This window comes from Burkholderia sp. BCC0044 (assembly GCF_902832955.1).
Taxonomy (GTDB): Bacteria; Pseudomonadota; Gammaproteobacteria; order Burkholderiales; family Burkholderiaceae; genus Burkholderia.
On sequence record NZ_CADFDO010000001.1, the window covers coordinates 1591355 to 1616692 of the forward strand.

Genomic DNA, 25338 nt, shown 5'->3' on the forward strand with positions numbered 1-25338 from the left:
GCGCCCGCCGCCCTCGCCGCTTACTGCCCCTGCTGCTGCAGTTTCTGCTGCTTCAACTGCTGCGTGCGCGCCTGCAGTTTCAGCACACGCTGCAGCGCGGTGCGGTTCGCGAGGATGTCGTCGTAGAAGCTGGCGAGATCGCCCTTCAGCGCGGTCCGCGACGCGTCGTTCAGGTAGATCATGTGGCCCGACGGGTAGTTCTTGATCGTCAGGTTCTGCGCCTTGAGCGTCGGATCGAGCGGCATCTGCGCGAGCGTCAGCTCCGTCTGGTGGAACGGCGTGACGGCGTCGAAATAGCCGTTCGCCGACAGCACCTTCAGGTCCGGGTTCACGCTCATCGTCGACGCCAGGTCGCCGGCCGTGTACAGCGTATTGCCGCCGCCCTTGTTCGCGCCGGTCGGATCCGTGTGGCTGAAGTCCCAGTTGTTGAAGACCTGGTCGTTCAGGTCCACGAACGACGACGTCGACGTGTACTTGAGGTCGGTGTTGATGTAGCTGTTCCACAGCACCGTGTACGCGCCGCCGACGTTCGTGATCGACGGATCGTTGCTGCCCGAGTTCGGCAGGATGTACGGCGCGATGCCCTTGCCCGTGAAGTTCGCGCGCCCGTCGTACTGGCCGATCTGCGTGCCCGGCACGAGCGTCAGGAAGAACGTGTACGGCGGGTTGTCGTCCGACGACGGCACGTTGCCGAGCGCGGCCGGGTTGCCGAAGGTCTGGATCAGCGACGTCGGGTCCGTGCCGATGTACGCACCCATCTGCTGCGCGGTCTGCAGCTTCAGGTTCAGCCGCACGTTCACGAAGCCGCCGTCCTGCGGGTTCGGCTTCTGCGCGAGCGGCGCGAGCGTGTTGTCCGCGTAGTTGCGGGCCTGGACCATGTACGCGTCGAGATCGGTCGGCGCCGGGTTGAGCGTCGTCTTCTTCCAGTAGAACGCGTCGGCCGCGAGCGTCGGGAACGTACCCGGCGCGGACAGCGCGTTCGCGTAGTCGAGGATCGACGACTGCAGCGTGATCCCGTTCAGGTCGATGCCGTCCTCGTGCAGCACCCACGACACGACCGCGCTGCGCGCGGTGCCGTACGACTCGCCGTACAGGAACTTCGGCGAATTCCAGCGCGAGTACTTGGTCAGGTAGCGCTGGATGAAGCGGTCGATCGAGCGCGCATCCTGGTCGGTGCCCCAGAAGTCCTTGTTCTTCGCCGGCGCGATCGCCGTCGAGTAGCCGGTGCCGACCGGGTTGATGAACACGAGGTCGGTGCGGTCGAGCAGGCTGTCCGGGTTGTCGAGCAGCTTGTACGGCGCGGGCGGCGTGAAGTTCGGGAACGACGACTGCAGGCGCTTCGGCCCGTACGAGCCGAGCAGCAGGTAGACCGACGACGAACCGGGGCCGCCGTTATAGAAGAACGTGACCGGGCGCGGCTTCGACGGGTCCGGATTGTCCTGCGTGTACGCGACGTAGAACATCTTCGCGTTCGGCGCCGACGTGATCGGGTCGATCGTCGTCAGGTGGCCCGTGGTGGCCGTGTACTTGATCGTCTTGCCGCCGATCGCGACCTGGCGGTGCACGACCGCCGCGCCTTCCGTCGAATCGGTGACCGCGTCGTTCGGCCCGGTGCCGTACACGTCGGGGTCGACGTACGGCTGGTCGGCCGCGGCGGCGGCCGTTGCGTCGGTGGTGGCCGACGTGCTGCCGCTGGACGTCGTCGCGGCCGCGGTGGCGGCCGACGCGGTCGGGCTCGGCCCGTCGTCGCCGCCGCATCCCGTGACGAGCAGCGCCGCGGCCGCTGCCGCGGCGAGCGGTACGCTCAAGGTCGTTCCGAATAGCGCGAAACCGTCTTTCAAGGACTTCCGTGTCGTCATTATTGCCTCTCGAACAGAACGATAAATACCGCCGGCCGCAAAGGATCATTTGCGCCGGCGCTCCGCACCGGGAATGCATTCGTTATGCGACGCACTCCGAGTTTTTTACCGGATCGGCGAATACCGATCGGCACGATTTACCCCACCCATTTTTTTGCAACCGCACAATGGAATCAATTCCATTGCCAACGACAATTCAATGATTCGCTGCAATACCGATTCATTCCGCGGATTTGCAGGCGTAACAAAAGCGATGGGCCAAAAGATGCCCTGCAGAGCCCGCCCCATAAGGCAGCTTCGCTTCGAACGGACGAACGATCCCCGTCGGCGAGATACCGATTAATCGCGAAACGGCGATCAATCTCGATTGGAGCCGATTGAATAAAATCGAAAGGATCAGTTAATTAAAAGGAAAGAAATATTCTCGTATATGTAATTTATTAAATTAAGTGAAAATACCGGCGCATAATAGGTTCCGGACTTACGGCCGTAAAGTAATAATTTGTTACAGCGCTCGCCAATCGGATAAAGGGCAGCGCGGGACCGATTCCAGGCGACGCACATAAAAAAGCCGGACGGCTGTCCGGCTTGTTGGAGGCGGCGTGGTGGCCGTCGTCAGAGCGGCACGTCGATCGTGCCTGCGCCGACGGAAATCGCGTTCGCGCCCGGCGCGGTCGAGATCGCCGGCAGGTTGGCGCTCGTCAGCGCGGGCGCGGCGCCCGGCGTGCCGCCGCGCGGCACCGTGCGGATCACCTGCGACGGCGGCAGCGGCGCGCCGTTCTTCAGGTGCTTCCACATCAGGTTCAGCGCCTGCACGTTGTAGTAGTGAACCGGCACGAAGCGCGTGTCGAAGCCCGGCACCGACAGGAACGCGTCGAAGTGCTGGCCGTTCGTCACTTCGTAGAACGCCAGCTGGCTGCGCCCGGCTTCGCTGATCCCGTTCTGCGCGACGTACGCGCGCGACGCATGGTTCACGGGCACGAGCGCGTCGCTGCGGCCCTGCACGATGATCGCCGGCTTGCCGTGCAGGTTCGCGTTCACGCGCACCGCGTCGACGTTCGCGGGCATGCCCAGCATCCCGTTCGTCCACAGCTGGCGCAGGCACAGCGCGCCCGCGAAGCTTGCATCGGGCGTCGCGAGCCGGTGATCGGTGCCCGCGCCGTCGTTGAACACCAGATTGATGCCGGCCGTCGGCGGCACGCCGTTGCCGACGCCGAACACGGCCGGCATCGGCGATGCGGCGGGCGCCGCGACCACGCCCGTCGCCGGGTTCGTCGTCGCGAAGCTGAAGTTGCACAGGTTGTCGGTGACGCGCGAGCGCGTGTATGCGTTCGCATAGGTGACCGCGATCGCGGGAATCGCCTGCGAATCCCACATCGGTGCCTGCAGCAGGTCGGAATCGGCCAGATAGCCGGCCGCGTGAAGCTGCGCGAGCGCGTCGGCCGCCTGGCTCTGCGTGTCGGCGCCCGCCACCAGCCCGGCCGCGGCGAGCGTCGCGCAGCGCTGCGTGCGGATCGACTGCGTGGTCGCGGCGGGCAGCGCGCTCAGGTACGGCGCGCCGGCGAGCGACGCCGACGCGGCCGCGCACGGTTCCAGCAGGTTCGCGAGCGTCGCGTAATCGGCCAGCGGCCGGCCGAACGACGGCACCGGCTGGCCGCCCGCGCGGACCACCGCATTCGGCGCCATCTGTACGTTGATCTGCGGCTCGCCGACCACGACCGCGGTAATCCAGCCGCGGTTGTCCTGCTCGGCCGCCGCGAGCGACGCGCCGCCGCCGTTGCTGACCGACGCGGCGATCGTCGTGATGTCGCCCGCGCGATAGCGCACGCCGTGACGCGAGCCGTCGATCAGCGGTCCGAACTGCTCGTTGAGCGCCCAGTACGCGAATTCGACCGCCTGCAGCGTCACGCGCCCCCAGTCCTGCTCCGGATTCTGCTGCGAGTGCGCGTGCTTGAACGCATAGCGGTTCGGGAAGCGGCTGTTGAACGCGGCGAGATCGCCGCTCGTCACGTTCGCGGTGAACAGGCTGGCGGTGCCGGCCAGCACCGCGTTGGCGAGCGTGCCGTCGATCAGCGTGACGGTGTCGGAGCCGAGCTCGTGCGCGCCGTTGCCGCCGCCCTTGTCGTTGTAGGCCACCGCGCAGCCGCGCTTGAGCGCCCACTCGCCGGCCGCGGAAATCGCGCCGTACACGCCGCGCGAGCCGGACGACGTCGCGGTGACGATGCAGGGCTGCGCAGGGTTGAAGCTCGCAGGCACCTGCACGAGCAGCGTCACGTTCTTGCTGCCGCTGCCGTCATTGGCGTACGCGAGATATTCGGTGCCGGGGATCTTGCCTTCGCCGAGCGTATCGTTGCCGTCGAGGTCGACGTTCGGCCCCCAGAAGCGGCCGTAGCCGCCGTTCGCGCTCATGTCGACGAGCGCGCGGTAGTTCGACCAGATCGCGAGGCGGCGCAATTCGGCGCTGGTCGGCCGCGACGGATTCGCGAAGCCGGGCGCGGTCGCCGCCGCGAGCCCCGTCTTGCCGAGGCCGGCCGTCAGCAGGTCGTCGCTCGCGCCGTCGTAGGCCGTCGTGCGCACGCTGCCGGACACGAAGCCGGGCAACCGGTTGCGCTCGGCCGACTCGTCGCCGTTGCAGGCGCCGAGCATCGCGACCGCGGCCAGCGCCGCCCCCCACACCATCCGCCTGCCCCACCCGAGCTTCGTCATCGCCGCCCCCTCGATATCGTTATCGGTCCGCCGCCGCGCGGTGCGCGGCTGTCGGTGCGCGGCTTTCGGCCGCTGAAGCGCAAACGGGCCCCGGCATGCCGGGGCCCGCCTGAAAACGGGCGCACGCGGCGCTCGCGCGCCGCCGCCCGGCGTTACTGCTGCTGAACCGTCAGCTTGTTCGAGACCGACGTCACGCCCTTCACGCTCTTCGCCGCCTCTTCCGCCTTGTCGATCTGTGCCTGGTCGGGCACCGTGCCCTCCAGCGAGATCGCGCCGCCCTTCGAACGCACGACGATGTTCGCCACGTCGATGCCGCCTGCCTTCGTAATGGCCTTGCGCACCGCGTAGCCGAGCTTGCGGTTCGCCTTCTTCGCGGTTTTCGCGGCGGCCTTCGGCGCGCTCGTCGCGGCCGCCGGCGCTTCCGTTGCCGCTGCGTCGCTCGACTGCGCATATACGCTGCCCGACAGACAGGCCGCCACGGCGGCGACACCCAACGCTCTCAACACGATCGACTTCATGCTATCTCCTTATCACTCCGGAACGGCCGTGCACAGTACGGCCGGATACCCCCAAAAACAGCCGGCCCGCGCGCGAACGGGCGGGACAGCCGGTGTTTTCCACGGCGATACGAGAGAGGCGTCACGGGCCGGCGGCCGGCGCACGCGAAAGCGGGCCGGCCGGGCCGGACAGCCGCCGGCCGGACGCGCCCGGTCTGATGACGTGCCGGGTCGCGCGCGAATCGGGCGCGGCTGCGTCGCACAATGTAATCCAGCGCCCGCCGAAGCGCAAAGCTTTTGACGCGACGGCGTCCGCCGCCGTCCCGGTGCCGCGGTGCAATACCGCGCCGACTCGCGCAGGCGCGGGGAAACCGGGTACCATCGCCGCGAGCATCCGCGTCGTCCCGCGACGACCACCCCCGATGCGTCACGCCAGCGTCATCCGCCGATCCCATGAAGCCTGCCCGCCCTCGCCCGCCGCGCCGCATCCTCGCCCGCTTCGTCGCCGTCTCGTGGCGGGACCTCGCGCTGTCGATCGGCCCGACCGTGCTGCTCGCCGGCGCGGCCGTCTGGCTCGCGGTCAGGCTGATCCAGCCGGCGCCGCCGTCCACGCTCGTGATCTCGGCCGGGCCGCCCGGCAGCACGTACTGGAACGCCGCGCAGAAATACAAGACGATCCTCGCGAAAAACGGCGTCACGCTCGACGTTCAATCGTCAGAAGGTTCCGCGCAGAATCTCGCGCGGCTGTCGAACCCGAACGCGCCGGTCGACGTCGGCTTCGTGCAGAGCGGCATCGGCCCGAAGGAGCGCGACGAGCATCTGGTGTCGCTCGGCAGCATCGGCTACGTGCCGCTCGCGATCATGTACCGCGGCCCGGTCGTCGCGCGCCTGTCCGACTTCAAGGGCAAGCGGCTCGCGCTCGGCGCGGAAGGCAGCGGCGCGCGCGAGCTGAGCCTCGCGCTGCTGAAGATGAACGGCATCGTGCCGGGCGGCGCGACCGAGCTCCTGCCGACCGCCGGCGAGGATGCCGCGACCGCGCTGCTCGACGGCAAGATCGACGCCGCCTTCCTGTCTGGCGACTCGACGCAGATCCCGGTGATGGCGAAACTGTTCCGCGCGCCGGGCGTGCACGTGTACTCGTTCACGCAGGCCGAGGCGTACGCGCGGCGCTTTCCGTACCTGACCGCGATCACGCTGCCGATGGGCGTCTACGATCTCGGCCGCAACCTGCCGCCCGCCGACATCCACACGGTCGCGCCGACGATCGAGCTCGTCGCGCGCGACTCGCTGCACCCGGCGCTGTCCGACCTGCTGATCGAGGCCGCGCGCGAAGTGCACGGCCACGCGACGATCCTGCAGCACGCGGGCGAATTCCCGTCGTCCGTCACGCGCGGCTTCCCGCTGTCCGACGACGCCGCGCGCTACTACAAGTCGGGCAAGACCTTCCTGTACCGGCGCCTGCCGTTCTGGGTCGCGAGCCTCGTCGACCGGCTGCTGGTGGTGGTCGTGCCGCTGATCGTCGTGCTGATTCCGGGGCTGCGGCTCGTGCCGTCGCTGTACGGCTGGCGCGTGCGCTCGCGCATCTACCGCTGGTACGGCGCGCTGATCGCGCTCGAGCGCAGCGCGCTCGGCGAGCATACGGCCGAGGAGCGCGTGCAGCTGCTCGACCAGCTCGACGACATCGAGGAAGCCGTGAACCGGATGAAGATGCCGCTCGCGTACGCCGGGCAGTTCTACGTGCTGCGCGAGCACATCGGCTTCGTGCGCGAACGGCTCACCGCGCACGACCAGGATGCGCCGGCGGGCCCGCCCGGGGCCGGCACCCCGCCGGCTCGCGCGGAAGCCGCGCCGCCGCCGGCCGGCGACGCCCCCCGGGCGACTCCCGGTTCCGCGTGAGCGAACGATCCGCGATCATTGCTGCATGCGCGCGCCGCCGCGTAACATGGAGGCCGCCGCCAGGCGCCGCACGCCCCACCTTCTGGAGAACGACATGACAACCGGCCTCGATACCGCCCAACCCGCCTGGTTCTTCGACTTCGTGTCGCCGTTCTCGTATCTGCTGCTGGAGCAGCACGACAAATGGCCGGACGTGCCGTTCGTCCCCGTGCCCGCGTCGCTAAGCGACCTGCAGCGCCACTGGGGCCAGCGCCCGACCGCCGACGTGCCGGCCAAGCGCGTGTTCACGTACCGTCACGCGCTGTTTCGCGCGGAGCAGCTCGGCATCCGCTTCAAGATGCCGCCCGCGCATCCGTTCGATTCCGACAAGGTGCTGCGCCTCGCGATCGCGCTGCGCGCCGATATCGTGACGGTGCTGGAAATGTTCCGCTTCATCTGGCGCGAAGGCAACGATCCGTCGACGCCGGAAGGCTTCGCCGCGCTGTGCGAACGCGTCGGCGTGAGTCACGGCGACGAGCTGATCGAATTCGAGGAAACCGCTGCACAACTGGCGCGCAACACGGCCGACGCGATCGCGCTCGGCGTGTTCGGCGTGCCGACGTTCTGGATGAACCAGCAGCTGTTCTGGGGCGAGGATGCGCTGCCGATGGTGCTGTACTGCGCACGCACGCCGAACTGGCTCGAATCGCGCGAGGTCAAGCGGATCAGCACGCTGCCGAAGGGCCGCGCGTGATGGCGTGCGTGATGGCCGGTATCACGCACGGCAACGCGCGGCTGCGGTAAGGTTACGCGTCACTGGAATCCCCCCCATCGATGGAAGACGACGACCGTACCGCCTCGCTCGACATCTGGCTCGTGCGCGTGTTGCGCACGCTGCTGCTCGAGCGCAGCGTCACGCAGGCCGCGCTGCGGCTGAACCAGACCCAGCCCGCGATCAGCACCGCGCTGCGCAAGCTGCGCGAGACGCTGAACGACCCGATCCTCGTGCGCGGCAAATCGGGCATGGTGCCGACCGAATACGGCGCGTCGCTGCTCGAAGCCGCGTCGCGCGCGCTGCGCGAGGTCGATTTCATCGCGACGCCGCACGGCGACTTCGATCCGTCGTCCGCGCGGCGCACGTTCCGCGTCGCCGCGCCCGACTACCTGAACGATTTCTTCATGCCGACGCTGATCGAGCGCTTTCGCGACGCGGCGCCGCATGCCCATCTGGAAATCGATTCGCTGAATCCCGCGCTCGATCACGCGGGCGCGCTCGAATCGGGCGCGCTCGATCTCGTGATCGGCAACTGGCCGAAGCCCGACCCGCAGTTCGCGCGTCAGGACCTGTTCTCCGACACGATCGTGTGCCTGATGCGCGATGCGCATCCGCTCGCCCGCGCGCCGCTCACGCGCGAAGCGTATGCGTCGGCCGCGCACGTCGCGCCGACGCCGTACACCGGCGACAAGCGCAACGCGATCGAGATCGGCCTCGCACGCGCGCGCCTCACGCGGCGCATCGTGACGACGCTGCCGTACTTCGGGATCGTGCCGCAGGTGCTGCTGCAGTCGGACCTGATCTTCACGACGACGCGCCGCTTCGCGACGCACTATGCGCAACTGCTGCCGCTCGTCGTCGTCACGCCGCCGGTGCCGTTCCCGCGCATCAAGAGCTACCTGCTCACGCACCCGCAACCCGATCGGCCGACCGACATCGCATGGCTGTGCGCGCTGATGCAGAGCGTGTCCGACGAGCTGACGGTCGCCCGCACGCGCAAGCGCTGACGCGCGGCCGGCGCGTCGTCGCGCCGCCGTTCAGGCAACGCGGCCGCTCAGGCCGTGCAGAAGGTTTCCTGCAGATGGGTCCAGCGCACGACGCCCGCCGCGTCGCGCGCGAACACGGCGGTCGCGCGGCGCGCGGGCAGCTCGCCCGCTGCCGCGTGCTGTGCTTCGAGATAGGCGATCACCGCATGCGCTGCGTCGGCCGCGAGCACGCGGATCTCCGACAGCGTGATGCGCAGCCCCGGCTTCGCGCCGGCCAGCTTCGCGAACAACGCGCGCATGCCGTCGTGGTCGACCACGCGACCGTCGGTCAGGATCATCGTGAAGTCGGCGGAAAACGCGACGAGCAGCGCATCGAGCGCCGCCGGCGCGGTATCGACGCCGGACAGCCAGCGCTCGATGGCGACGAGGCTCGCATCGAGCGCGTCGAGATAGACGGAGTGATCGGACATGGGCGCGTGCACGGTGAGAGGAAGCGCGGCCCGCTGCCGCGCATTGCCGTGCAGTGTATGCAAAAACGCGCGGCCGTGCGCCGGCCGCGCGGCATGACCGCCCTACCGCGGTTTTACCGCGAGCAGGACACGTCGTCGCGTGCGCGCCCGGCCGCAGCCGCCTTCGCATCGGCCACCGGCATCCCCGAACGCACCTGCAGCAGCTCCGCGCAGACGGCCACCGCGATCGCGCCCGGCGCCTTGTCGACGATGCCGGCGACCCCGATCGGGCATACCATCTCGACGAGCCGCGCCGGATCGACGCCGCGCGCGGCGAGCCGGCGCTCGAACTTCACGCGCTTGGTGCGCGAGCCGATCATCCCGAAGTACGCGTAGTCGCGCCGCCGCATGATCTGCGCGGCGAGCGAGAAGTCGAGCGCGTGGTTGTGCGTCATCACGAGGAAGTACGCGCCGGGCGGCGCCGCATCGACGACGGCCTCCGGCGTGTCGGTCGGCTCCGGCTGCACGTTCGGCGGACATTCGTCGGGGAACAGCTCGTCACGCGTGTCGACCCACTGCACGACGCACGGCAGCGCGCCGAGCAGCGTGACGAGCGCATGGCCGACGTGCCCCGCGCCGAACAGCACGATGTGCATCGGCGGCGGTGCTGCGCTCACGCGGTTGCGCTGGCCGGTGCCCGGCGCGAACGGCTGCAACTGCGACGGCGCGCTGCCGCACGCGCCGTCGCATCCCGCGGCAGGCGCCTGCGACGCGGCACGCGGCGAACGGGCGGGGCCGTTCATGCCGGCCTCCGCCGGGCCGTCTCGACGAGGCTGACCGCCCCGTCGGGGCCGGCGCACGAAGCGAGCGTGAAGAGGCGGTTCATCTCAGCCTGCCCGCGCGGTGCTCGCCGCCCGCACCGCGCCGATCGCGCGCAGGATCGACTCGCCGGTGGCCGGCCCGTCGAGCGGCGGGTTCACGCGATAGTCGCCGACCGCGGCAATCGCATCGCGCACCGCGAAGAATACCGAGAACGGTAGCAGCAGCGGCGGCTCGCCGACGGCCTTCGAACGATGGATGCTGTCCTCGACGTTGCGGTTCTGGAACAGCCGCACGTTGAACTCGGGCGGCGTGTCGTTCACCGTCGGGATCTTGTACGTGGACGGCGCATGCGTCATCAGCTTGCCGCCCGGGTTCCACCACAGCTCCTCGGTGGTCAGCCAGCCCATCCCCTGGATGAACGCGCCTTCGACCTGGCCGATGTCGAGCGCCGGGTTCAGCGACGCGCCCACGTCGTGCAGCGCATCGACGCGCAGCGTGCGCATCTCGCCCGTCAGCGTGTCGATCACGACTTCCGACACGGCCGCGCCGTACGAGTAGTAGTAGAACGGCCGGCCCTGCAGCTTCGATTGATCCCAGTGCAGCTTCGGCGTCGCATAGAACCCGTCGGACCACAGCTGCACGCGCGCGAGATACGCCTTCGCGATCACGTCGCCGAACGGCACGCCATGGCCGCCGACCCACACGACGTCGTTGCCGAACTTCACGTCGGCCGCGTCGACCTTGCCGTCGCCGAACTGCTTCGCCGCGAACACCGCGAGCCGCTCGCGCAACTGGCGCGCCGCGTCCTGCGCGGCCTTGCCGTTCAGGTCGGAGCCGGTCGACGCGGCGGTCGCGGACGTGTTCGCGACCTTGCTCGTGTCGGTCGCGGTCACGCGGATCCGGCCGAAGCGGATGCCGAGTTCATGCGCGACGACCTGCGCGACCTTGGTGTTGAGCCCCTGCCCCATCTCCGTGCCGCCGTGGTTCACGAGCACCGAGCCGTCGGTGTAGATGTGCACCAGCGCGCCGGCCTGATTGAAGTGCGTGACGTTGAACGCGATCCCGAACTTCACCGGCGTGAGCGCGATGCCCTTCTTCAGCACCGTGTTGCGTGCGTTGAATGCGCGCACGCCGGCGCGCCGCGCGCGGTAGTCGCTCGTCGTCTCGAGTTCGCCGAGCAGCTCCTGCAGCACGTTGTCCTCGACCGTCTGCCCGTACGGCGTCACATTGCGTTCGGTCTTGCCGTACAGGTTCGCGTAGCGCACGTCGAGCGGATCACGGCCGAGCGAACGCGCGATGTCGTCGAGGATGTATTCGATCGCGAACGCGCCCTGCGGGCCGCCGAAGCCGCGGAACGCGGTGTTCGACTGCGTGTTGGTCTTGCCGCAGTAGCCGACGATGTCGACGTCGCCGAGCCAGTACGCGTTGTCGAAGTGGCACACCGCGCGCGTCATCACCGGGCCCGACAGGTCGGCCGAGAAGCCGCAGCGCGACGTCATGTCGAGCGCGACGCCGTCGATGCGGCCGTCGTCGTCGTAGCCGACGTCGAAGCGGTAATGGAAGTCGTGCCGCTTGCCGGTGATCATCATGTCGTCGTCGCGGTCCGGACGCAGCTTCACCGGGCACAGCAGCTTCCATGCGGCGAGCGCCGCGCAGCACGCAAACAGCCCCGACTGCGATTCCTTGCCGCCGAAGCCGCCGCCCATCCGGCGGCATTCGACCAGCACGTTGTGCGACGCGACGCCGAGCACGTGCGCGACGAGGTGCTGCATCTCGCTCGGGTGCTGCGTCGAGCAGTACACGTGCATCCCATCGTCGTCCTTCGGCACCGCGTACGCGATCTGCCCTTCCAGGTAGAACTGCTCCTGGCCGCCGAGCAGCATCTCGCCCGACTCGCGGTGCGGCGCGGCGGCGAGCCGCGCGGCCGCATCGCCGCGCGCGAGTTTCAGCGGCGGGATCACGTAGGTTTCGGCCTTGCGCGCTTCCTGCGCGGTCAGGATCGCGGGCAGCTCTTCATACTCGACCTGCGCGCGGCGCGCGGCGAGCCGCGCGGTTTCGTGCGACGTGGCGACGACGATGAACATCGGCTGGCCGACGAACTGCACGATGCCTTTGGCCAGGACCGGATCGTCGTGGATGATCGGGCCGCAATCGTTGACGCCGGGAATATCGTCGGCCGTGAACACGGCGACCACGCCAGGCGTCGCACGCACCGCGTCGAAGTTCATCGATACGATCTTCGCGTGCGGCTTCGCCGACAACCCGAGCGCCGCGTGCAGCGTGCCGGCGACGAGCGGGATGTCGTCGGTGTAGGTCGCACGCCCGCTCACATGCAGATGGGCGGATTCGTGCGCGCGCGATACGTGCACCTGCGCGGCGTCGGCCTGCGGGTCGAGGGTGCTCAGGAACGGTTCTGCTTGCTGGTTCATGTTCGGTGTTCTCCGTCGTCAGACGCGCGCCGCGTCGTTGGCAACTTCGGCGCCTGCTTCGGCGGCCACTTCGCGCACGTTCAGCGCCTGCGGCGGCAGCGGGTCGTGCGCACGCGTCTCCAGCCAGAAGCGATACATCAGGTTCTTCGCGGTCTCGAGGCGATACGCGCTCGTCGCGCGCATGTCGGACAGCGGCTGGTAGTCGCGCTCGAGCGCCTGCATCGCGGCCTGCGCGGTCGCTTCGTGCCACTGCGCGCCGTCGAGCACGGCTTCCGTGTGGGCCGCGCGCTTCGGCGTCGCGGCCATCCCGCCGAACGCGATGCGCGGCTCGCGGATCGTGTCGCCGTCCGCGATGAACGCGAACGCCGCGCACACGGCCGAGATGTCGGAGTCGAAGCGCTTCGACAGCTTGTACGTGCGGAACTGCAGCTTGTCGCGCGCACCGGTGCGGGTCGGCACCTTCACGCCGACGACGAATTCGTGCGCCGCCATGTCCTTCTGCTGATAACCCGTGTACAGCGCCTCGAGCGGCAGCTCGCGCACCGTGTCGCCGCCGCGCAGCACGACGCGCGCGCCGAGCGCGATCAGGCCCGGCATCGAATCGCCGATCGGCGAGCCGTTCGCGACGTTGCCGCCGAGCGTGCCCGCGTTGCGGATCGGCAGCGACGCGAAGCGCTTCCACATCTCGGTCAGTTCCGGGTAGGTGCCGGCCAGCGCCGCATAGGCCTTTTCGACCGTCACGCCCGCGCCGATCTCGATCCAGTCGTCGCCGTGCGCGACCTGCTGCAGTTCGGCGATCTGGCCGACGTAGATCAGGTCGTCGAGGCGGCGCATCTGCTTGGTGACCCACAGGCCGATGTCGGTGCTGCCGGCGAGAATGCGTGCGTCGGGACGCTCGGCCTTCAGCGCGGCCAGCGCGTCGAGCGTGCGCGGCGCCGCGAAGCGCGCGCCGTTGATCGTCGTGTAGTCGAACGTGTCGTCGCGCTTGAGCGATACGAGCGTGCGGGCAAGCGCGGCCGCGTCGACCGGCGCGACCGGTGCCGGCGCGCCTTCGCCGGTCGCGCCTTCGCCGGCCGCGCCTTCGCCGGTCGCGTCGAACATCCGCACCGCCGCATCGACGATCGGGCGATAGCCGGTGCAGCGGCACAGGTTGCCGGTCAGCGCATCGGCAATCTCGGTGCGCGTCGGCACGTCCTTCGCCTTCGCGCACGCACTGCCGCAGCCTTCGTGGCCGTGCTTCTCGTACAGCGCCCACATCGACATCACGAACCCGGGCGTGCAGAACCCGCACTGCGAACCGTGGCAATCGACCATCGCCTGCTGCACGGGATGCAGCGAACCGTCCGGCTGGCGCAGGTCCTCGACCGTGAGCAGCGCCTTGCCGTCGAGCGTCGGCAGGAACTGGATGCATGCGTTGACGGCCTTGAACTCGACCGCGCCGGCGTCGGTCAGCTCGCCGACGACGACCGTGCACGCGCCGCAGTCGCCTTCCGCGCAGCCTTCCTTGGTGCCGGTGCAATGCGCGTCCTCGCGCAGGTATTGCAGCACGGTGCGGGTCACGTCCGCGCCGCTGACTTCGCGGATCGCGTGACGATGGTAGAAGCGGATCGGCTCACTCATGTCTCAGTGTTTCTTCAAATGGGGGCAAGGCGGCCTGCGCGGAGCGCCTGACCGACGTTTTTCTGACAGTTTGCACGCTATCACCGTCAAATTCCGCAACCCATAGCCCATTACGCATGCGGCTCATATAACTGCCGCGATATGCGCGCCCAGCCGGCCGACGCCCTTGCCGCACGGGGCGCGCCGGCCGTTCCCGGCCCCCCCGATCGTCGGTCGTCTTCATGGACGGCGCCCGGTTAACTAAACGGTACCTGCGTGAAAACCGGTTCCATGGGAAAATCCGGATTCCCTTTTCCGCCGTTTTCCGTACGTTCCGCCATTCGTTCCGACCCCATGTCCTCCGATTCCGCCACACCGCCGCGCAGCGGGTTCGCGGTCACGCTGCAAATCGTGTCCGTCGTCTGCTTCACGTTCATCTGCTACCTGACCATCGGCCTGCCGCTCGCGGTGCTGCCGGGCTTCGTCCACGACGACCTCGGCTTTTCCGCGATCGTCGCGGGCGGCGCGATCAGCGTCCAGTATTTCGCGACGCTCGCGTCGCGGCCGCTCGCCGGGCGCCTTGCCGATACGCTCGGGCCGAAGCAGACGGTGCTGCGCGGGCTGGTCGGCTGCGGGGTGTCGGGCGTGCTGCTGCTCGTCGCGCTGCTGCTCGCGCACTGGCCGGTCGCGAGCCTCGTGCTGCTGCTCGCGAGCCGGCTCGTGCTCGGCGTCGGCGAAAGCCTGTGCGGCACCGGCGCGATCCTGTGGGGCATCGGCCGGGTCGGCGTCGCGCACAACGCGAAGGTGATCTCGTGGAACGGCATCGCGACCTACGGCGCGCTCGCGCTCGGCGCGCCGGTCGGCGTCGCGATCGCGCATACGCTGAATCCGGCGCTGATCGGCGTGATCGTGATCGCGCTGGCCGCGCTCGGCTTCTACCTCGCCCGCCCGATCGCGCCGGTGCCGCTCGTGCACGGCGAACGGATGTCGTATGCGAGCGTGTTCACGCGCGTGCTGCCGCACGGCCTCGGCCTCGCGCTCGGTTCGGCCGGCTTCGGCTCGATCGCCACGTTCGTCACGCTGTACTACGCGGCGCGCCACTGGCCGAACGCCGCGCTGTCGCTGACCGTGTTCGGCACGCTGTTCATCGGCGCGCGCCTGCTGTTCGCGAACACGATCAAGACCTACGGCGGCTTCCGGGTCGCGATCGTGTCGTTCGCGTTCGAATGCTCGGGCCTGCTGCTGCTGTGGCTCGCGCCGGTGCCGCACGTCGCGCTCGTCGGCGCGGCGCTGACGGGCTTCGGCTTCGCGCTGATCTTCCCGGCGCTCGGCGTCGAGGCCGTCGCGCTCGTGCCGCCCGCGAGCCGCGGCGCGGCGCTGTCCGCGTATTCGGTGTTCCTCGACCTGTCGCTCGGCATCACCGGCCCGCTCGCCGGCTATGTGGCCGGTGCGTTCGGCTATCCGCAGGTATTCCTGTTCGCGGCGGTGGCCGCCGCCGCGGGCGTCGCGCTGTCGATGGTGCTGTACCAGCGGCAAGCGCGCGTGGCGGGGAGCGGTGCGGCGGCGTGAGAGGCGTGAGAGGCATGACGCGCGTCAACGCAGCAGCACGTTGAAGTCCCGCAATACGCGGGCCGCATCGGGATGACGCCTGAACGGAACGGCGTTCCCGAGCGAGAGTTTCGGCTCGGCACGATCGAACAGCACGAGCGCTTCCGACGTGTTGAGATGGCGCGACATGTATAAAAACCCGTCGACGCGACGGGGATGCCGGTGGACGGCAAGCGACCACTGTTGCGGAACGTCGTACGGTGCGATGGTCGACAACGCACCGTCGCCTCCGAGGTTTTTCAGCGGCAAGCCGTGCAGGACGGCGACGATCAGCGGCGCGCCGCCAAACGAAAGGACGTAGCGATCGAGCTCGGTCGTCACGAGCGGAAAACCGCCCAGCACCAGATCGGCGACTTCGTCGTGCAGCACCGTCTCGGCGAATGCGCAATGCAGATCGAAGCCGAAATAACTGGTGCCGTACCGCCGCCGCTTGCGCGGATCGTCGAAGCGGTTGCCGCCCGACTTGCCGAAGTACGGCTCGCCCGTCGCGAATCGCGAGATGCGCACCAGCGCCGTCGGCGCAACTTCGCGAGTCACCAGCGTCGCGCTCGCGAAATGTGCTTCTGGCGCCGTCAGCAAACGGGCCGCCTAGCGCTCGGCGAACGCCCTGGCGGCGCGCTCGACGTCATCCACCTTCCCGCGCGACAGCGCGACGAGCGGCGTAACGTTGCCCAGCGACGCCTTCGGCGTCGTGAAGAACTGCCATTTGCTCCATCCCGGCAAACCGCCCAGAGATTGAGTCACCCTGCCCAGCGTCTTGCGATCGATATCTCCCGCCAGATAGAAGGCCGGATAGTACTGGGCGGCGCCGACATCGACCGTGAAGATCCGACCGGACGCCACGGCCTTGCTGAGCGCCTGCCGCGTCATGCCGAGGCCGGCCCATGTCTGCGCGGCGGGCAGCAGCTTGCCGTCGGCGACCAGCATGCGCCGTTCCGCCTGCACCTGCCGCTCCGGATCGGCGACGGCGACTCCCGCCGCTCGCGTCTTCCCGCCGGCCGGCTTCCTGTCGCGCGTCGCGGCAGCGGCGATGCCGAACGTGATCGTGCCGGCCAGATCGATGACCTGCGCGATGCCGACCTTGAACAGGTGCCCCAATTGCTCGTCGGACAGGCTGAGCAGCGCCCGCGCGCGATCGGGGCCGAGCATGGTCGCCGCGCCGACAGCACTGCGCAGCGCCTCCTCCGTCTCGACATCGAGAACGACGGCCGTCTGTTCCAGCGTATGAGCTCGCGCAATCATCATCACCTCCCGTCACTACCGGAATGATCGAGCGTAGCCGCGAATCGAAACCAAGTCAACCATGTCAACCTAATCGACCGGTCGCCGGTTTCGTCGATCGTGCGTTCGCGCAACCGCGAACTTCGTCAGGCCGTCCGCAGAAACAACCGCCGCGTGACGTCGAACGCGACGAGATTGCCGGCAACCACGAGCAGCAGCCCGATCACCGCGAGCGGCGACCACTGGTAACCCTCGAACACCGTCGACACGGCCAGCGCGACGATCGGGAACAGCACCGTGCAGTACGCGGCGCGCTCCGGCCCGATCCGGCCGACGAGCGTCAGGTACGCGGTGAAGCCGATCACCGAGCCCGGCACGGCCAGGTACACGAGCGCGCCGAGATAGCGCGGGCTCGTGTCGAGCGTAAACGGCATCCCGGCCACCGCGCTGCCGACGGTCAGGATCGCCGCACCGATCAGCATCGCCCAGCCGTTGGTCGCGAGCGGATGCAGCCCCATCGACTGCATCCGGCTCGACAGCAGGTTGCCCGCCGAGAAGCACATCGTGCCGGCGAACGCGATCGCGAGCCCCGTCCACGTCGCGTGGTCGTCGAGATGGCCGGCCATCTGCTGCCAGAACAGGCACGCGATGCCGGTCAGGCCGAGCAGCGCGCCGGCGATCGCCGACGGCCGCAGCGGGCGGCCCATGAACAGCCGGCCGTTGATCGAGTTCAGCAGCGGCGCGGTCGAGAAGATCACCGCGACGAGCCCGCTCGGCACGACCTGCTCCGCGTAGTAGAAGCACAGGAAGTTCAGGCAGAACAGCGCGAAGCCCTGCGCGACGAGAAAGCGCCACGCCTCGCGCGGTGGGCGCACCGGGCGGCGCATCACGCGCAGCAGCGCGAACAGCACGGCGGCCGCGAACCAGAAGCGCCACGCGATCGACACGGGCGGCGGCACCGAGCCGAGCTGCCACTTGATCGCGATCCAGGTGGTGCCCCAGATCAGCACGGTGACGAAATAAAGCGACAGGTTCATGGCGGCATTCCGGAAAATCGGGGAAATCGGGGAAATCGGGATCCCGACTATGCCGTCGCACCGCGCGCGCCGATTGTCCGGAATTGCGGTCTTTTTCGGGACGCCGCACGCGGCGCCGCGCGCCCGCTTATACTCGGCGCATCATGAGTCTCTCCCTCAGCGCCCCGCCCGTCGACCGCGCCGCCGCCCTGGCCGGCGGCGAGCTGCCGTTCGGCCTGCAGTCGGTCTGCCGCACGCTCGCCGACGCGAACGCGACGCTCGAGCGCTTCGCGTGGCTCGGCGACCATCTCGCGATCGCCGAATGGACGCGGATCACCGACGAAAGCGAGACGGTCTACGAGCAGCCCGGCCACCACACGCTGTCGTGCTACCTCGACGGCGGCTACCGGACCGAGCGCCAGCGCGTGCCGCGCTACGGCGCGCCGAGCCTGCTGTGCGCATTGCCGGGCGATCATGAATCGCGCTGGTGGGTGCGCGGCGAAATGCATTTCGTCCACCTGTATTTCCTGCCCGAACACTTCACGCAGCGCGCGATCCGCGAACTCGACCGCGAGCCGCGCGAGCTGAAGCTCGCCGATCGCACCTATTTCGAGGATGCGCGCGTCGCCGCGCTACTGCGCTCGCTCGCGCTCGACGGTTGGGACGATCCCGACGACCGGCTGCGCGCGAACGAGACCGCACACGACGTGCTGAGCCTGCTGCTGCGCGGGCAGAGCACGACGCGCACCGACACGTCGTTCCGCGGCGGCCTCGCGCCGGCCGTGCGCCGCCGCGTGCGCGACTACATCGACACGTATCTCACGCAGCCGCTGACGCTCGGCGAACTCGCCGAGGTCGCCGCGCTGTCCGAATACCATTTCTCGCGGATGTTCCGGCTGTCGTTCGGCCGCGCGCCGCACGCATGGGTGGCCGAGCAACGGCTCGCCCGGGCCCGCGAACTGCTGCGCACGACGGCGCTGCCGCTCGCGCAGATCGCGGCCGACTGCGGCTACGCGAACGCCGGCCACTTCAGCCATCGCTTTCGCGACGCGCACGGTACGACGCCGAATACGTACCGGCGCGCGATGCAGGGCCGCTGAGCACGGCCCGTTGCCGCTTTTGCGCGCTTACGCGCCGCGCCGCGACAGTTCCTGTTCGAGCGCCGCGACGCCGGCCGGCAGGTCGACCGGCACCTTCAGGTCGACCATCGTGCGGCCGAACGCATGCAGCGTGCGGAACAGGTTGTGTTCGCGGCACTGCTCGCCCATCTGCCCGATCCGCACGATCGGCAAGCCGAACGAGCCGGAAATCTCGACCTGGTACTGCTTCGAGATATGGCCGCAGACCATCCCGGGCGTGAGCCCCTCCGGCGTCTCGATCCCGACCACCGAATTGAGCCGGCAGTCCTTCGGCGCATAGAGCTTGAGCCCCATCGATTCGACGCCCGCCTGCAGCGCCAGCGAGCAGCGCAGGTGGCGCGCGAAGCGGCTTTCGAGCGTCTCCGCGCAGACGAGCCGCAGCGCCTCGTGCAGCGCGAGCACGCCCGACACGGGCGCCGTGTAGTGATAGCCCGCGTTGTGCCAGAAGTTCTCGGCCAGCGCCATGTCGAGGCACCAGTGCGCGTTCGGCTCGGGGCGCGTCTTCATGCGCTCCCACGCGGCATCGGAGAACGCGATCAGCGACACGCCCGGGATCGACGACAGCCCCTTCTGGCCGCCGGTGATCACCGCGTCGATGCCCCACGCATCCATCTCGAGCGGCATCGTCGACAGCGTGCACACCGCGTCGACGACCACCAGCGCGCCGGCCGCCTTCGCGAGCGCCGCGATGTCGCGCAGGTCGCGGTTCCAGACGGTATTGGACGTTTCGCCCTGCACGATCGTGACGATCTCGGGCCGCTCGCGCGCGATCGCGTCGGCGATCTCGTCGAGGCTCGCGACCGCGCGGTCGGCCACTTCGAGCGTCGCGACGTCGGCGCCGACGCGCGTGGCCATCTCGGCCATCCGGGCGCTGAAGAAGCCGTTGCGGATCGACAGCACGCGCGTGCCGCGCCAGGCGAGATTCGAGATCGCCATTTCCATCGCGGCCGAGCCGGGGCCCGCGACGCCGAGCACCCACTTCGTGCGGGTCTGGAACACGTAGCGCGCCATCTCCTTCACCTGCTCGATGATCTTCGCCATCGTCGCGCCGAGGTGGTTGATCACGATCGTGTTCGCCTTGGCCACCGCGGCCGGGATCGGAACCGGGCCGGCCCCCATCATCAGCAGCGGTTCTTCGGGCAGGATCGCGTCGAGCGGCACGACGACGGGACAGGGAATCGGCGAGTAATCGATGGACATGGCTGGGAAAAGTTGAAGAAAGAAAGTGCTCGGACGCCCGTGGTACGGCGCCCGTGGCACGGCGCGGCGAACTGATCGATCATTCCGCGTTCCGCCGCCTCGCGCAAGAGGCACGCACGTCCGGACAGCGCGACGGTGGCCCGGTCGCCGGACCGGGCCAGCCGCCCGCGCACCGCTCGCGCGACGACCTGCCGGATTGAAAAGGGATTGCCCGCCGGTTCCGAAACGGTTCCATACGGGTTCCGCCCGCGCGATTTTCTCCGCCAATATCGAGACGATTCGTCGAAAAAGGGCCGTTCAGCCTCATTCGCCGATCGAACCAAATGGAGCGGCGACCTGATACAAATCGCGGAGCGAATTCGATACACCAAATCCGAACGTGGAAAAAACATCCACTATTGCGGCATGTATTGGGGAACGACTCCGAAATTGCCGTGCCCAGGTTTGCGCGAATTTCTCACAACCAATTGATTTAAATACATAATATCCGCCGCATCCGGACCTGCCCCAATACCGCATCGGTTTTGCCAAGCGCGCCCTTGCTGCATTGCAGCGTTAAACCGTTACTCGCGATTTCGATTTTACGCAAGCCGCCCGTTTTCTCAGGTTGACGGATATCCGTTCTGTATTTAACAATCATCAGCGGAATCGAAAATTTGATTTTCGATACGAGGGAGAGCTGGGGCCGCGCGATGCGCTTTCGAGGTTGCGCGGCGATAAATCACAACCAAAATCAATCAACCGGGCCAGAAATACGCAAGCCATGAACCAGATTCAGACCATGCGTGTATTCGTCTGCGTCGCCGAGCAGCAAAGCTTCCGGCGCGCGGCGCACCATCTCGGCGTGTCCAATGCGCTCGTCACGCGTTCCATCGCGATGCTCGAGGGCCACCTGAACACCCGGCTGATCCATCGCACCACGCGCAACCTGTCGCTCACCGAGGCCGGCGTGCGCTACCTCGATGGTTGCCGTGCGCTGCTCGAGGAATTCGACCACCTCGAATCGTCCGTCGCGCATGCGGTGCGCGAACCGGCCGGCACGCTGCGCGTCGTCGCGTCGGGGCTGCTGTCGCCGCTCGCGCTGACGCCGCTCGTCAGCAGCTTCCGGCACCGCTACCCGGAGCTGCGCGTGCAGCTGACCGTCGCCGAAGGGCCGCTCGACGTGCTCGATTCGGGCTACGACGTCGGCATCGTCACGGGCACCCGGCTCGACGGCAACCCGTCGCTGATCGGCCATGCGCTCGCGCCGAACCCGTTCGTCGCGTGCGCGGCGCCGGCGTATCTCGACCGCCGCGGCGAGCCGCGCGTGCCCGACGACCTGCCGGGCCACGACTGGGTCACGCTCGCGCCGCACCAGCACGCGCCGACGTGGCAACTGGTCGGCCACGACGGCGTTGCCCATTCGGTCACGGTGCGTCCGGCCTGCACGGTCAACCAGCTTGCGCTCGTGCAGGCGGCGGCCGTGGCCGGCGCCGGCATCGCGGTGCTGCCCGAGCCGTGCGTGGCCGATGCGCTCAACCACGGCACGCTCGTGCGGCTGATGGCCGGCTACCGGATCGACGATCCCGACGCGCAACTGTCGCTCGTCTATCCGAACCGCCAGTACGTGCCGGCCCGCACGCGCAGCTTCGTCGAACACGCGCTCGAGCACTTCAGCGCGCCGTCCGCCCGCGAGCAGACCGACTACGGCTTCCTGCGGCCGGTGCGCGGCCCCGAACGCTCCGACATCGTCACGGGCCTGCAGTAAACTGCGCGCGTCAGCCATCGGAGGTGCAGCGTGCGCGTGATCCTGTTCAGCAGCCGGCAGTACGACGACGATTCGTTCACCGCCGCCAACCGGCAGTTCGGCTATCGGCTGCACTTCCAGCCGTCGCACCTCGACGCGGAAACCGCGATCCTCGCGCACGGCTATGACGTCGTCTGCCCGTTCGTCAACGACACCGTCGACGCGGCCGTGCTCGAACGGCTCGCCGACGGCGGCACACGGCTGATCGCGCTGCGCTCGGCGGGCTTCAACCACGTCGACCTCGCCGCCGCCGAACGGCTCGGCATCACGGTCGTGCGCGTGCCCGCGTATTCGCCGCATGCGGTCGCCGAGCACGCGGTCGCGCTGATCCTCGCGCTCAATCGCCGCCTGCCGCGCGCGGTCGCCCGCACCCGCGAAGGCGATTTCTCGCTGAACGGCCTGCTCGGCTTCGACCTGCACGGCAAGACCGTCGGCGTGATCGGCACCGGCCTCATCGGCAGCGTGTTCGCGAAGATCATGATGGGCTTCGGGATGCACGTGCTCGCGCACTCGGTGCCGCCGTACGACGACGAGCTGATCGCGTTCGGCGCGCGCTACGTCGAGCTCGACGAACTGCTGCATCACGCCGACATCGTCAGCCTGCATTGCCCGCTGCTGCCGTCGACGCACCACCTGATCAACGAACGCACGCTCGCGCGGATGAAGCACGGCGCGATGCTGATCAATACGGGCCGCGGCGGCCTCGTCGATGCGCAGGCGCTGGTCGACGCACTCAAGAGCGGTCAGCTCGGCCATCTCGGGCTCGACGTGTATGAGGAAGAAAGCGGCCTCTTCTTCGAGGATCACTCCGACCTGCCGCTGCAGGACGACGTGCTCGCGCGCCTGCTGACGTTCCCGAACGTGATCGTCACGTCGCACCAGGCGTTCTTCACGCGCGAGGCGCTGGCCGAGATCGCGCACACGACGCTCCTGAACATCGAGGCGTGGCATGCGCGGACGCCGCGGAACGTCGTGATGGCAAATCGCTGAAAAACTGCCCATTTAAGGTCCGCAGCGCATCCGCAATCGTTTGCTCGTGCGTGTTGCCGCGCACCGCACTCGCCCTCGTCAACAATTCAGCGCATTGTTTCGGTTGAAGTAACGCTTCGCGCGCGCCGTCTGCTATCGTTGCGCCGACGTCCTTCCCTGCCTTTGCCGCTCATGCGTTTCGACGATTCCGACATCGCCGCCGTCTACCGTGCCATCTTCGAACGGCGCGACATGCGCCACTTCACGCCGGCGCCCGTCGATCCGGCCGTGCTCGCGCGCCTGCTGCGCGCGGCGCACCACGCGCCGAGCGTCGGCTTCATGCAGCCGTGGCGCTTCATCCGCATCACCGATCCCGCGTTGCGCACCGCGATTCACGCGCTGGTCGAGGCCGAGCGCCGCGCGACCGCCGACGCGCTCGGCGAGCGCCAGGACGAATTCATGCGGCTGAAGGTCGAAGGCGTGCGCGAATGCGGCGAGTTGCTGATCGTGGCGCTCGCCGACGGCCGCGAACGCCACGTGTTCGGCCGCCGCACGCTGCCGGAGATGGATCTGGCCTCCGCCGCGTGCGCGATCCAGAACATGTGGCTCGCGGCCCGCGCGGAAGGGCTCGGGATGGGCTGGGTGTCGTTGTTCGACGTCGAGGCGCTGCGCACGCTGCTGCGGATGCCCGACGGCGCGAAGCCGATCGCCGTGCTGTGCGTCGGCCACGTCGATGCGTTCTATGCGAAGCCGATGCTCGAGGAAGAGCGCTGGGCCGCGCGGATGCCGATCGAGGCGTGCCTGTTCGAGAACGGTTGGGATGGCGCGGCGGCGAGCGACGGGGCCGGATCGGCTGCGTCGCCAGTCGAGACTGAAATGAAAGAAACGTCGGATGTGATGCCTGACGGCGCGCCTGAACGGATCGGCTGATCCACGGTTCGGCAGCGACGGTCGTTCCGCCGCTGAATCGCCGAAGATCCCACAGTGTGAGCTTCCGCCCACCGCCCCGTCGCACGCCGACAACAACCATTTTGGCCCCAAGCGTAAGGGTTTTCACTGAAGTAGAATCGCGGCTGACGTTCGCCTCACCGACCGCCCGTCCCGCGCCTCCTGCGCCTGGCTCGAGCGGCATCCTTTCCCGAGCCTACCGCGATGCCCCTGCCTCTTTTCGCCCTTGCCGTCGCCGCATTTGGAATCGGTACCACCGAATTCGTGATCATGGGGCTGCTGCCCAATGTCGCGCGCGACCTCGGCGTGTCGATCCCGGCCGCCGGGATGCTCGTGTCGGGCTACGCGCTCGGCGTGACGATCGGCGCGCCGATCCTCGCGGTCGTCACCGCGAAGATGCCGCGCAAGCGTGCACTGATGGGCCTGATCGGGCTGTTCATCGCCGGCAACCTGTTCTGCGCGATCGCGCCCGGCTACGCGGTGCTGATGGCCGCGCGCGTCGTCACCGCGTTCTGCCACGGTGCGTTCTTCGGCATCGGTTCGGTCGTCGCGAGCAACCTCGTCGCGCCGAACCGCCGCGCGCAGGCGATCGCGCTGATGTTCACCGGCCTCACGCTCGCGAACGTGCTCGGCGTGCCGCTCGGCACCGCGCTCGGCCAGGCGTTCGGCTGGCGCGCGACGTTCTGGGCCGTCACCGGCATCGGCCTCGTCGCGGCTGCCGCGCTCGCGGTATGCCTGCCCAAAAACCTCGCGATGCCCGACACCAGCATCACGCGCGAATTCAGCGTGCTGAAGCACCCGCAGGTGCTGATGGTGCTCGGCATCAGCGTGCTCGCGTCCGCGAGCCTGTTCAGCGTGTTCACCTACATCACGCCGATCCTCGAGGACGTGACGGGCTTCTCGCCGCATCAGGTCACCTACGTGCTGCTGCTGTTCGGCCTCGGCCTGACCGTCGGCGGCACGCTCGGCGGCAAGCTCGCCGACTGGCGCCGGATGCCGTCGCTGATCGCGACGCTTGCGCTGATCGGCATCGTCCTCGCGCTGTTCGCGGGCACGATGCATCTGCCGTTCGCCACGCTCGCGACGATTTTCGTGTGGGGCATCCTCGCGTTCGCGATCGTGCCGCCGCTGCAGATCATGATCGTCGATCGCGCGAGCGACGCGCCGAACCTCGCGTCGACGCTGAACCAGGGCGCGTTCAACCTCGGCAACGCGACCGGCGCGTGGCTCGGCGGGATGGCGATCGGCTCGGGCGTGTCGCTCGTGAGCCTGCCGTGGGTCGGCGTCGCGATGGCGGTCGCCGCGCTCGCGCTCACGCTGTGGTCGGCGTCGCTCGAACGCCGGCCGGTGGTCGTGCCGACCGAGTACGTCTGACGCAAACCCTGCCGCGATCGTTGCGGACACAACTCCATCCGATCCTGATGGCCTTCATGGACCTTTCACCGGTCGCGGTG

Annotated in this window: 20 protein-coding genes; 9 read left to right on the forward strand and 11 right to left on the reverse strand. The window is 68.6% G+C overall.

Features of this window, described 5'->3' with window-relative positions:
• Nucleotides 1-20: 20 nt before the first annotated feature.
• The 3 genes from HWX14_RS07185 to HWX14_RS07195 form a co-directional block, all read right to left on the reverse strand.
• On the reverse strand, nucleotides 21-1859 hold the full coding sequence (locus tag HWX14_RS07185) for a peptidase S1 (protein ID WP_175882107.1): 1839 nt from the start codon (nucleotides 1857-1859) through the stop codon (nucleotides 21-23).
• Between the two features lie 615 nt (nucleotides 1860-2474).
• Nucleotides 2475-4565: a D-(-)-3-hydroxybutyrate oligomer hydrolase gene (locus HWX14_RS07190; protein ID WP_175882108.1), complete on the reverse strand. Its 2091-nt coding sequence runs from the start codon at nucleotides 4563-4565 to the stop codon at nucleotides 2475-2477.
• A gap of 152 nt (nucleotides 4566-4717) precedes the next feature.
• Entirely contained in the window at nucleotides 4718-5083 is a 366-nt protein-coding gene (locus tag HWX14_RS07195) for a BON domain-containing protein (RefSeq protein ID WP_006489437.1), read from the reverse strand.
• 432 nt (nucleotides 5084-5515) lie between these two features.
• Between HWX14_RS07195 and HWX14_RS07200 the strand changes: the two genes are divergently transcribed.
• The 3 genes from HWX14_RS07200 (at nucleotide 5516) to HWX14_RS07210 (ending at nucleotide 8719) form a co-directional block, all read left to right on the forward strand.
• Nucleotides 5516-6958, forward strand: coding sequence for a TAXI family TRAP transporter solute-binding subunit (locus tag HWX14_RS07200; protein WP_175882109.1), 1443 nt, complete (start codon nucleotides 5516-5518; stop codon nucleotides 6956-6958).
• A gap of 94 nt (nucleotides 6959-7052) precedes the next feature.
• The gene (locus HWX14_RS07205; RefSeq protein WP_175882110.1) at nucleotides 7053-7691 is read left to right on the forward strand and encodes a 2-hydroxychromene-2-carboxylate isomerase; all 639 of its coding nucleotides are present in this window, start codon (nucleotides 7053-7055) and stop codon (nucleotides 7689-7691) included.
• A gap of 80 nt (nucleotides 7692-7771) precedes the next feature.
• Nucleotides 7772-8719, forward strand: coding sequence for a LysR family transcriptional regulator (locus tag HWX14_RS07210; protein ID WP_012328006.1), 948 nt, complete (start codon nucleotides 7772-7774; stop codon nucleotides 8717-8719).
• A gap of 47 nt (nucleotides 8720-8766) precedes the next feature.
• Here the strand turns inward: HWX14_RS07210 and HWX14_RS07215 are convergent, their stop codons facing one another.
• The 4 genes from HWX14_RS07215 to xdhA form a co-directional block, all read right to left on the reverse strand.
• A complete protein-coding gene (locus HWX14_RS07215) occupies nucleotides 8767-9168 on the reverse strand; it encodes a nuclear transport factor 2 family protein (RefSeq protein ID WP_175882111.1) in 402 nt (133 codons plus the stop codon).
• Nucleotides 9169-9281: 113 nt separating this feature from the next.
• Entirely contained in the window at nucleotides 9282-9950 is a 669-nt protein-coding gene (xdhC, locus tag HWX14_RS07220; RefSeq protein WP_175882112.1) for a xanthine dehydrogenase accessory protein XdhC, read from the reverse strand.
• Between the two features lie 84 nt (nucleotides 9951-10034).
• Nucleotides 10035-12398, reverse strand: a complete 2364-nt coding sequence (xdhB, locus tag HWX14_RS07225; RefSeq protein ID WP_175882113.1) for a xanthine dehydrogenase molybdopterin binding subunit — start codon at nucleotides 12396-12398, stop codon at nucleotides 10035-10037.
• A gap of 18 nt (nucleotides 12399-12416) precedes the next feature.
• Nucleotides 12417-14018, reverse strand: coding sequence for a xanthine dehydrogenase small subunit (gene xdhA, locus HWX14_RS07230; protein ID WP_175882114.1), 1602 nt, complete (start codon nucleotides 14016-14018; stop codon nucleotides 12417-12419).
• Nucleotides 14019-14351: 333 nt separating this feature from the next.
• Between xdhA and HWX14_RS07235 the strand changes: the two genes are divergently transcribed.
• On the forward strand, nucleotides 14352-15566 hold the full coding sequence (locus tag HWX14_RS07235) for an MFS transporter (protein ID WP_175882115.1): 1215 nt from the start codon (nucleotides 14352-14354) through the stop codon (nucleotides 15564-15566).
• Between the two features lie 24 nt (nucleotides 15567-15590).
• Here the strand turns inward: HWX14_RS07235 and HWX14_RS07240 are convergent, their stop codons facing one another.
• The 3 genes from HWX14_RS07240 to HWX14_RS07250 form a co-directional block, all read right to left on the reverse strand.
• Nucleotides 15591-16142 carry an RES family NAD+ phosphorylase gene (locus tag HWX14_RS07240; protein ID WP_244130169.1) on the reverse strand — a complete coding sequence of 184 codons (552 nt, stop codon included), beginning with the start codon at nucleotides 16140-16142 and terminating at the stop codon, nucleotides 15591-15593.
• A gap of 51 nt (nucleotides 16143-16193) precedes the next feature.
• Nucleotides 16194-16847, reverse strand: coding sequence for a hypothetical protein (locus HWX14_RS07245; protein ID WP_175882117.1), 654 nt, complete (start codon nucleotides 16845-16847; stop codon nucleotides 16194-16196).
• 125 nt (nucleotides 16848-16972) lie between these two features.
• Nucleotides 16973-17863, reverse strand: coding sequence for an EamA family transporter (locus tag HWX14_RS07250; protein WP_175882118.1), 891 nt, complete (start codon nucleotides 17861-17863; stop codon nucleotides 16973-16975).
• 143 nt (nucleotides 17864-18006) lie between these two features.
• On the opposite strand from HWX14_RS07250, the gene HWX14_RS07255 reads away from it, so the two are divergent.
• Nucleotides 18007-18942, forward strand: a complete 936-nt coding sequence (locus tag HWX14_RS07255; RefSeq protein WP_175882119.1) for an AraC family transcriptional regulator — start codon at nucleotides 18007-18009, stop codon at nucleotides 18940-18942.
• A gap of 27 nt (nucleotides 18943-18969) precedes the next feature.
• Here HWX14_RS07255 and HWX14_RS07260 read toward each other — a convergent pair whose 3' ends face one another.
• Nucleotides 18970-20181 (reverse strand): alanine--glyoxylate aminotransferase family protein, encoded by a 1212-nt coding sequence (locus HWX14_RS07260; protein WP_006476772.1) that lies wholly within the window; start codon nucleotides 20179-20181, stop codon nucleotides 18970-18972.
• A 763-nt stretch (nucleotides 20182-20944) separates the two neighbouring features.
• On the opposite strand from HWX14_RS07260, the gene HWX14_RS07265 reads away from it, so the two are divergent.
• From HWX14_RS07265 to HWX14_RS07280, 4 genes are all read left to right on the forward strand, one after another.
• Nucleotides 20945-21928 carry a LysR family transcriptional regulator gene (locus HWX14_RS07265; RefSeq protein ID WP_175882120.1) on the forward strand — a complete coding sequence of 328 codons (984 nt, stop codon included), beginning with the start codon at nucleotides 20945-20947 and terminating at the stop codon, nucleotides 21926-21928.
• Nucleotides 21929-21958: 30 nt separating this feature from the next.
• On the forward strand, nucleotides 21959-22957 hold the full coding sequence (locus tag HWX14_RS07270; RefSeq protein WP_175882121.1) for a 2-hydroxyacid dehydrogenase: 999 nt from the start codon (nucleotides 21959-21961) through the stop codon (nucleotides 22955-22957).
• Nucleotides 22958-23128: 171 nt separating this feature from the next.
• Nucleotides 23129-23866 (forward strand): 5,6-dimethylbenzimidazole synthase, encoded by a 738-nt coding sequence (gene bluB / locus HWX14_RS07275; protein WP_175882122.1) that lies wholly within the window; start codon nucleotides 23129-23131, stop codon nucleotides 23864-23866.
• A gap of 222 nt (nucleotides 23867-24088) precedes the next feature.
• Nucleotides 24089-25258, forward strand: coding sequence for an MFS transporter (locus HWX14_RS07280; RefSeq protein ID WP_175882123.1), 1170 nt, complete (start codon nucleotides 24089-24091; stop codon nucleotides 25256-25258).
• The last annotated feature ends 80 nt before the right edge of the window (nucleotides 25259-25338 follow it).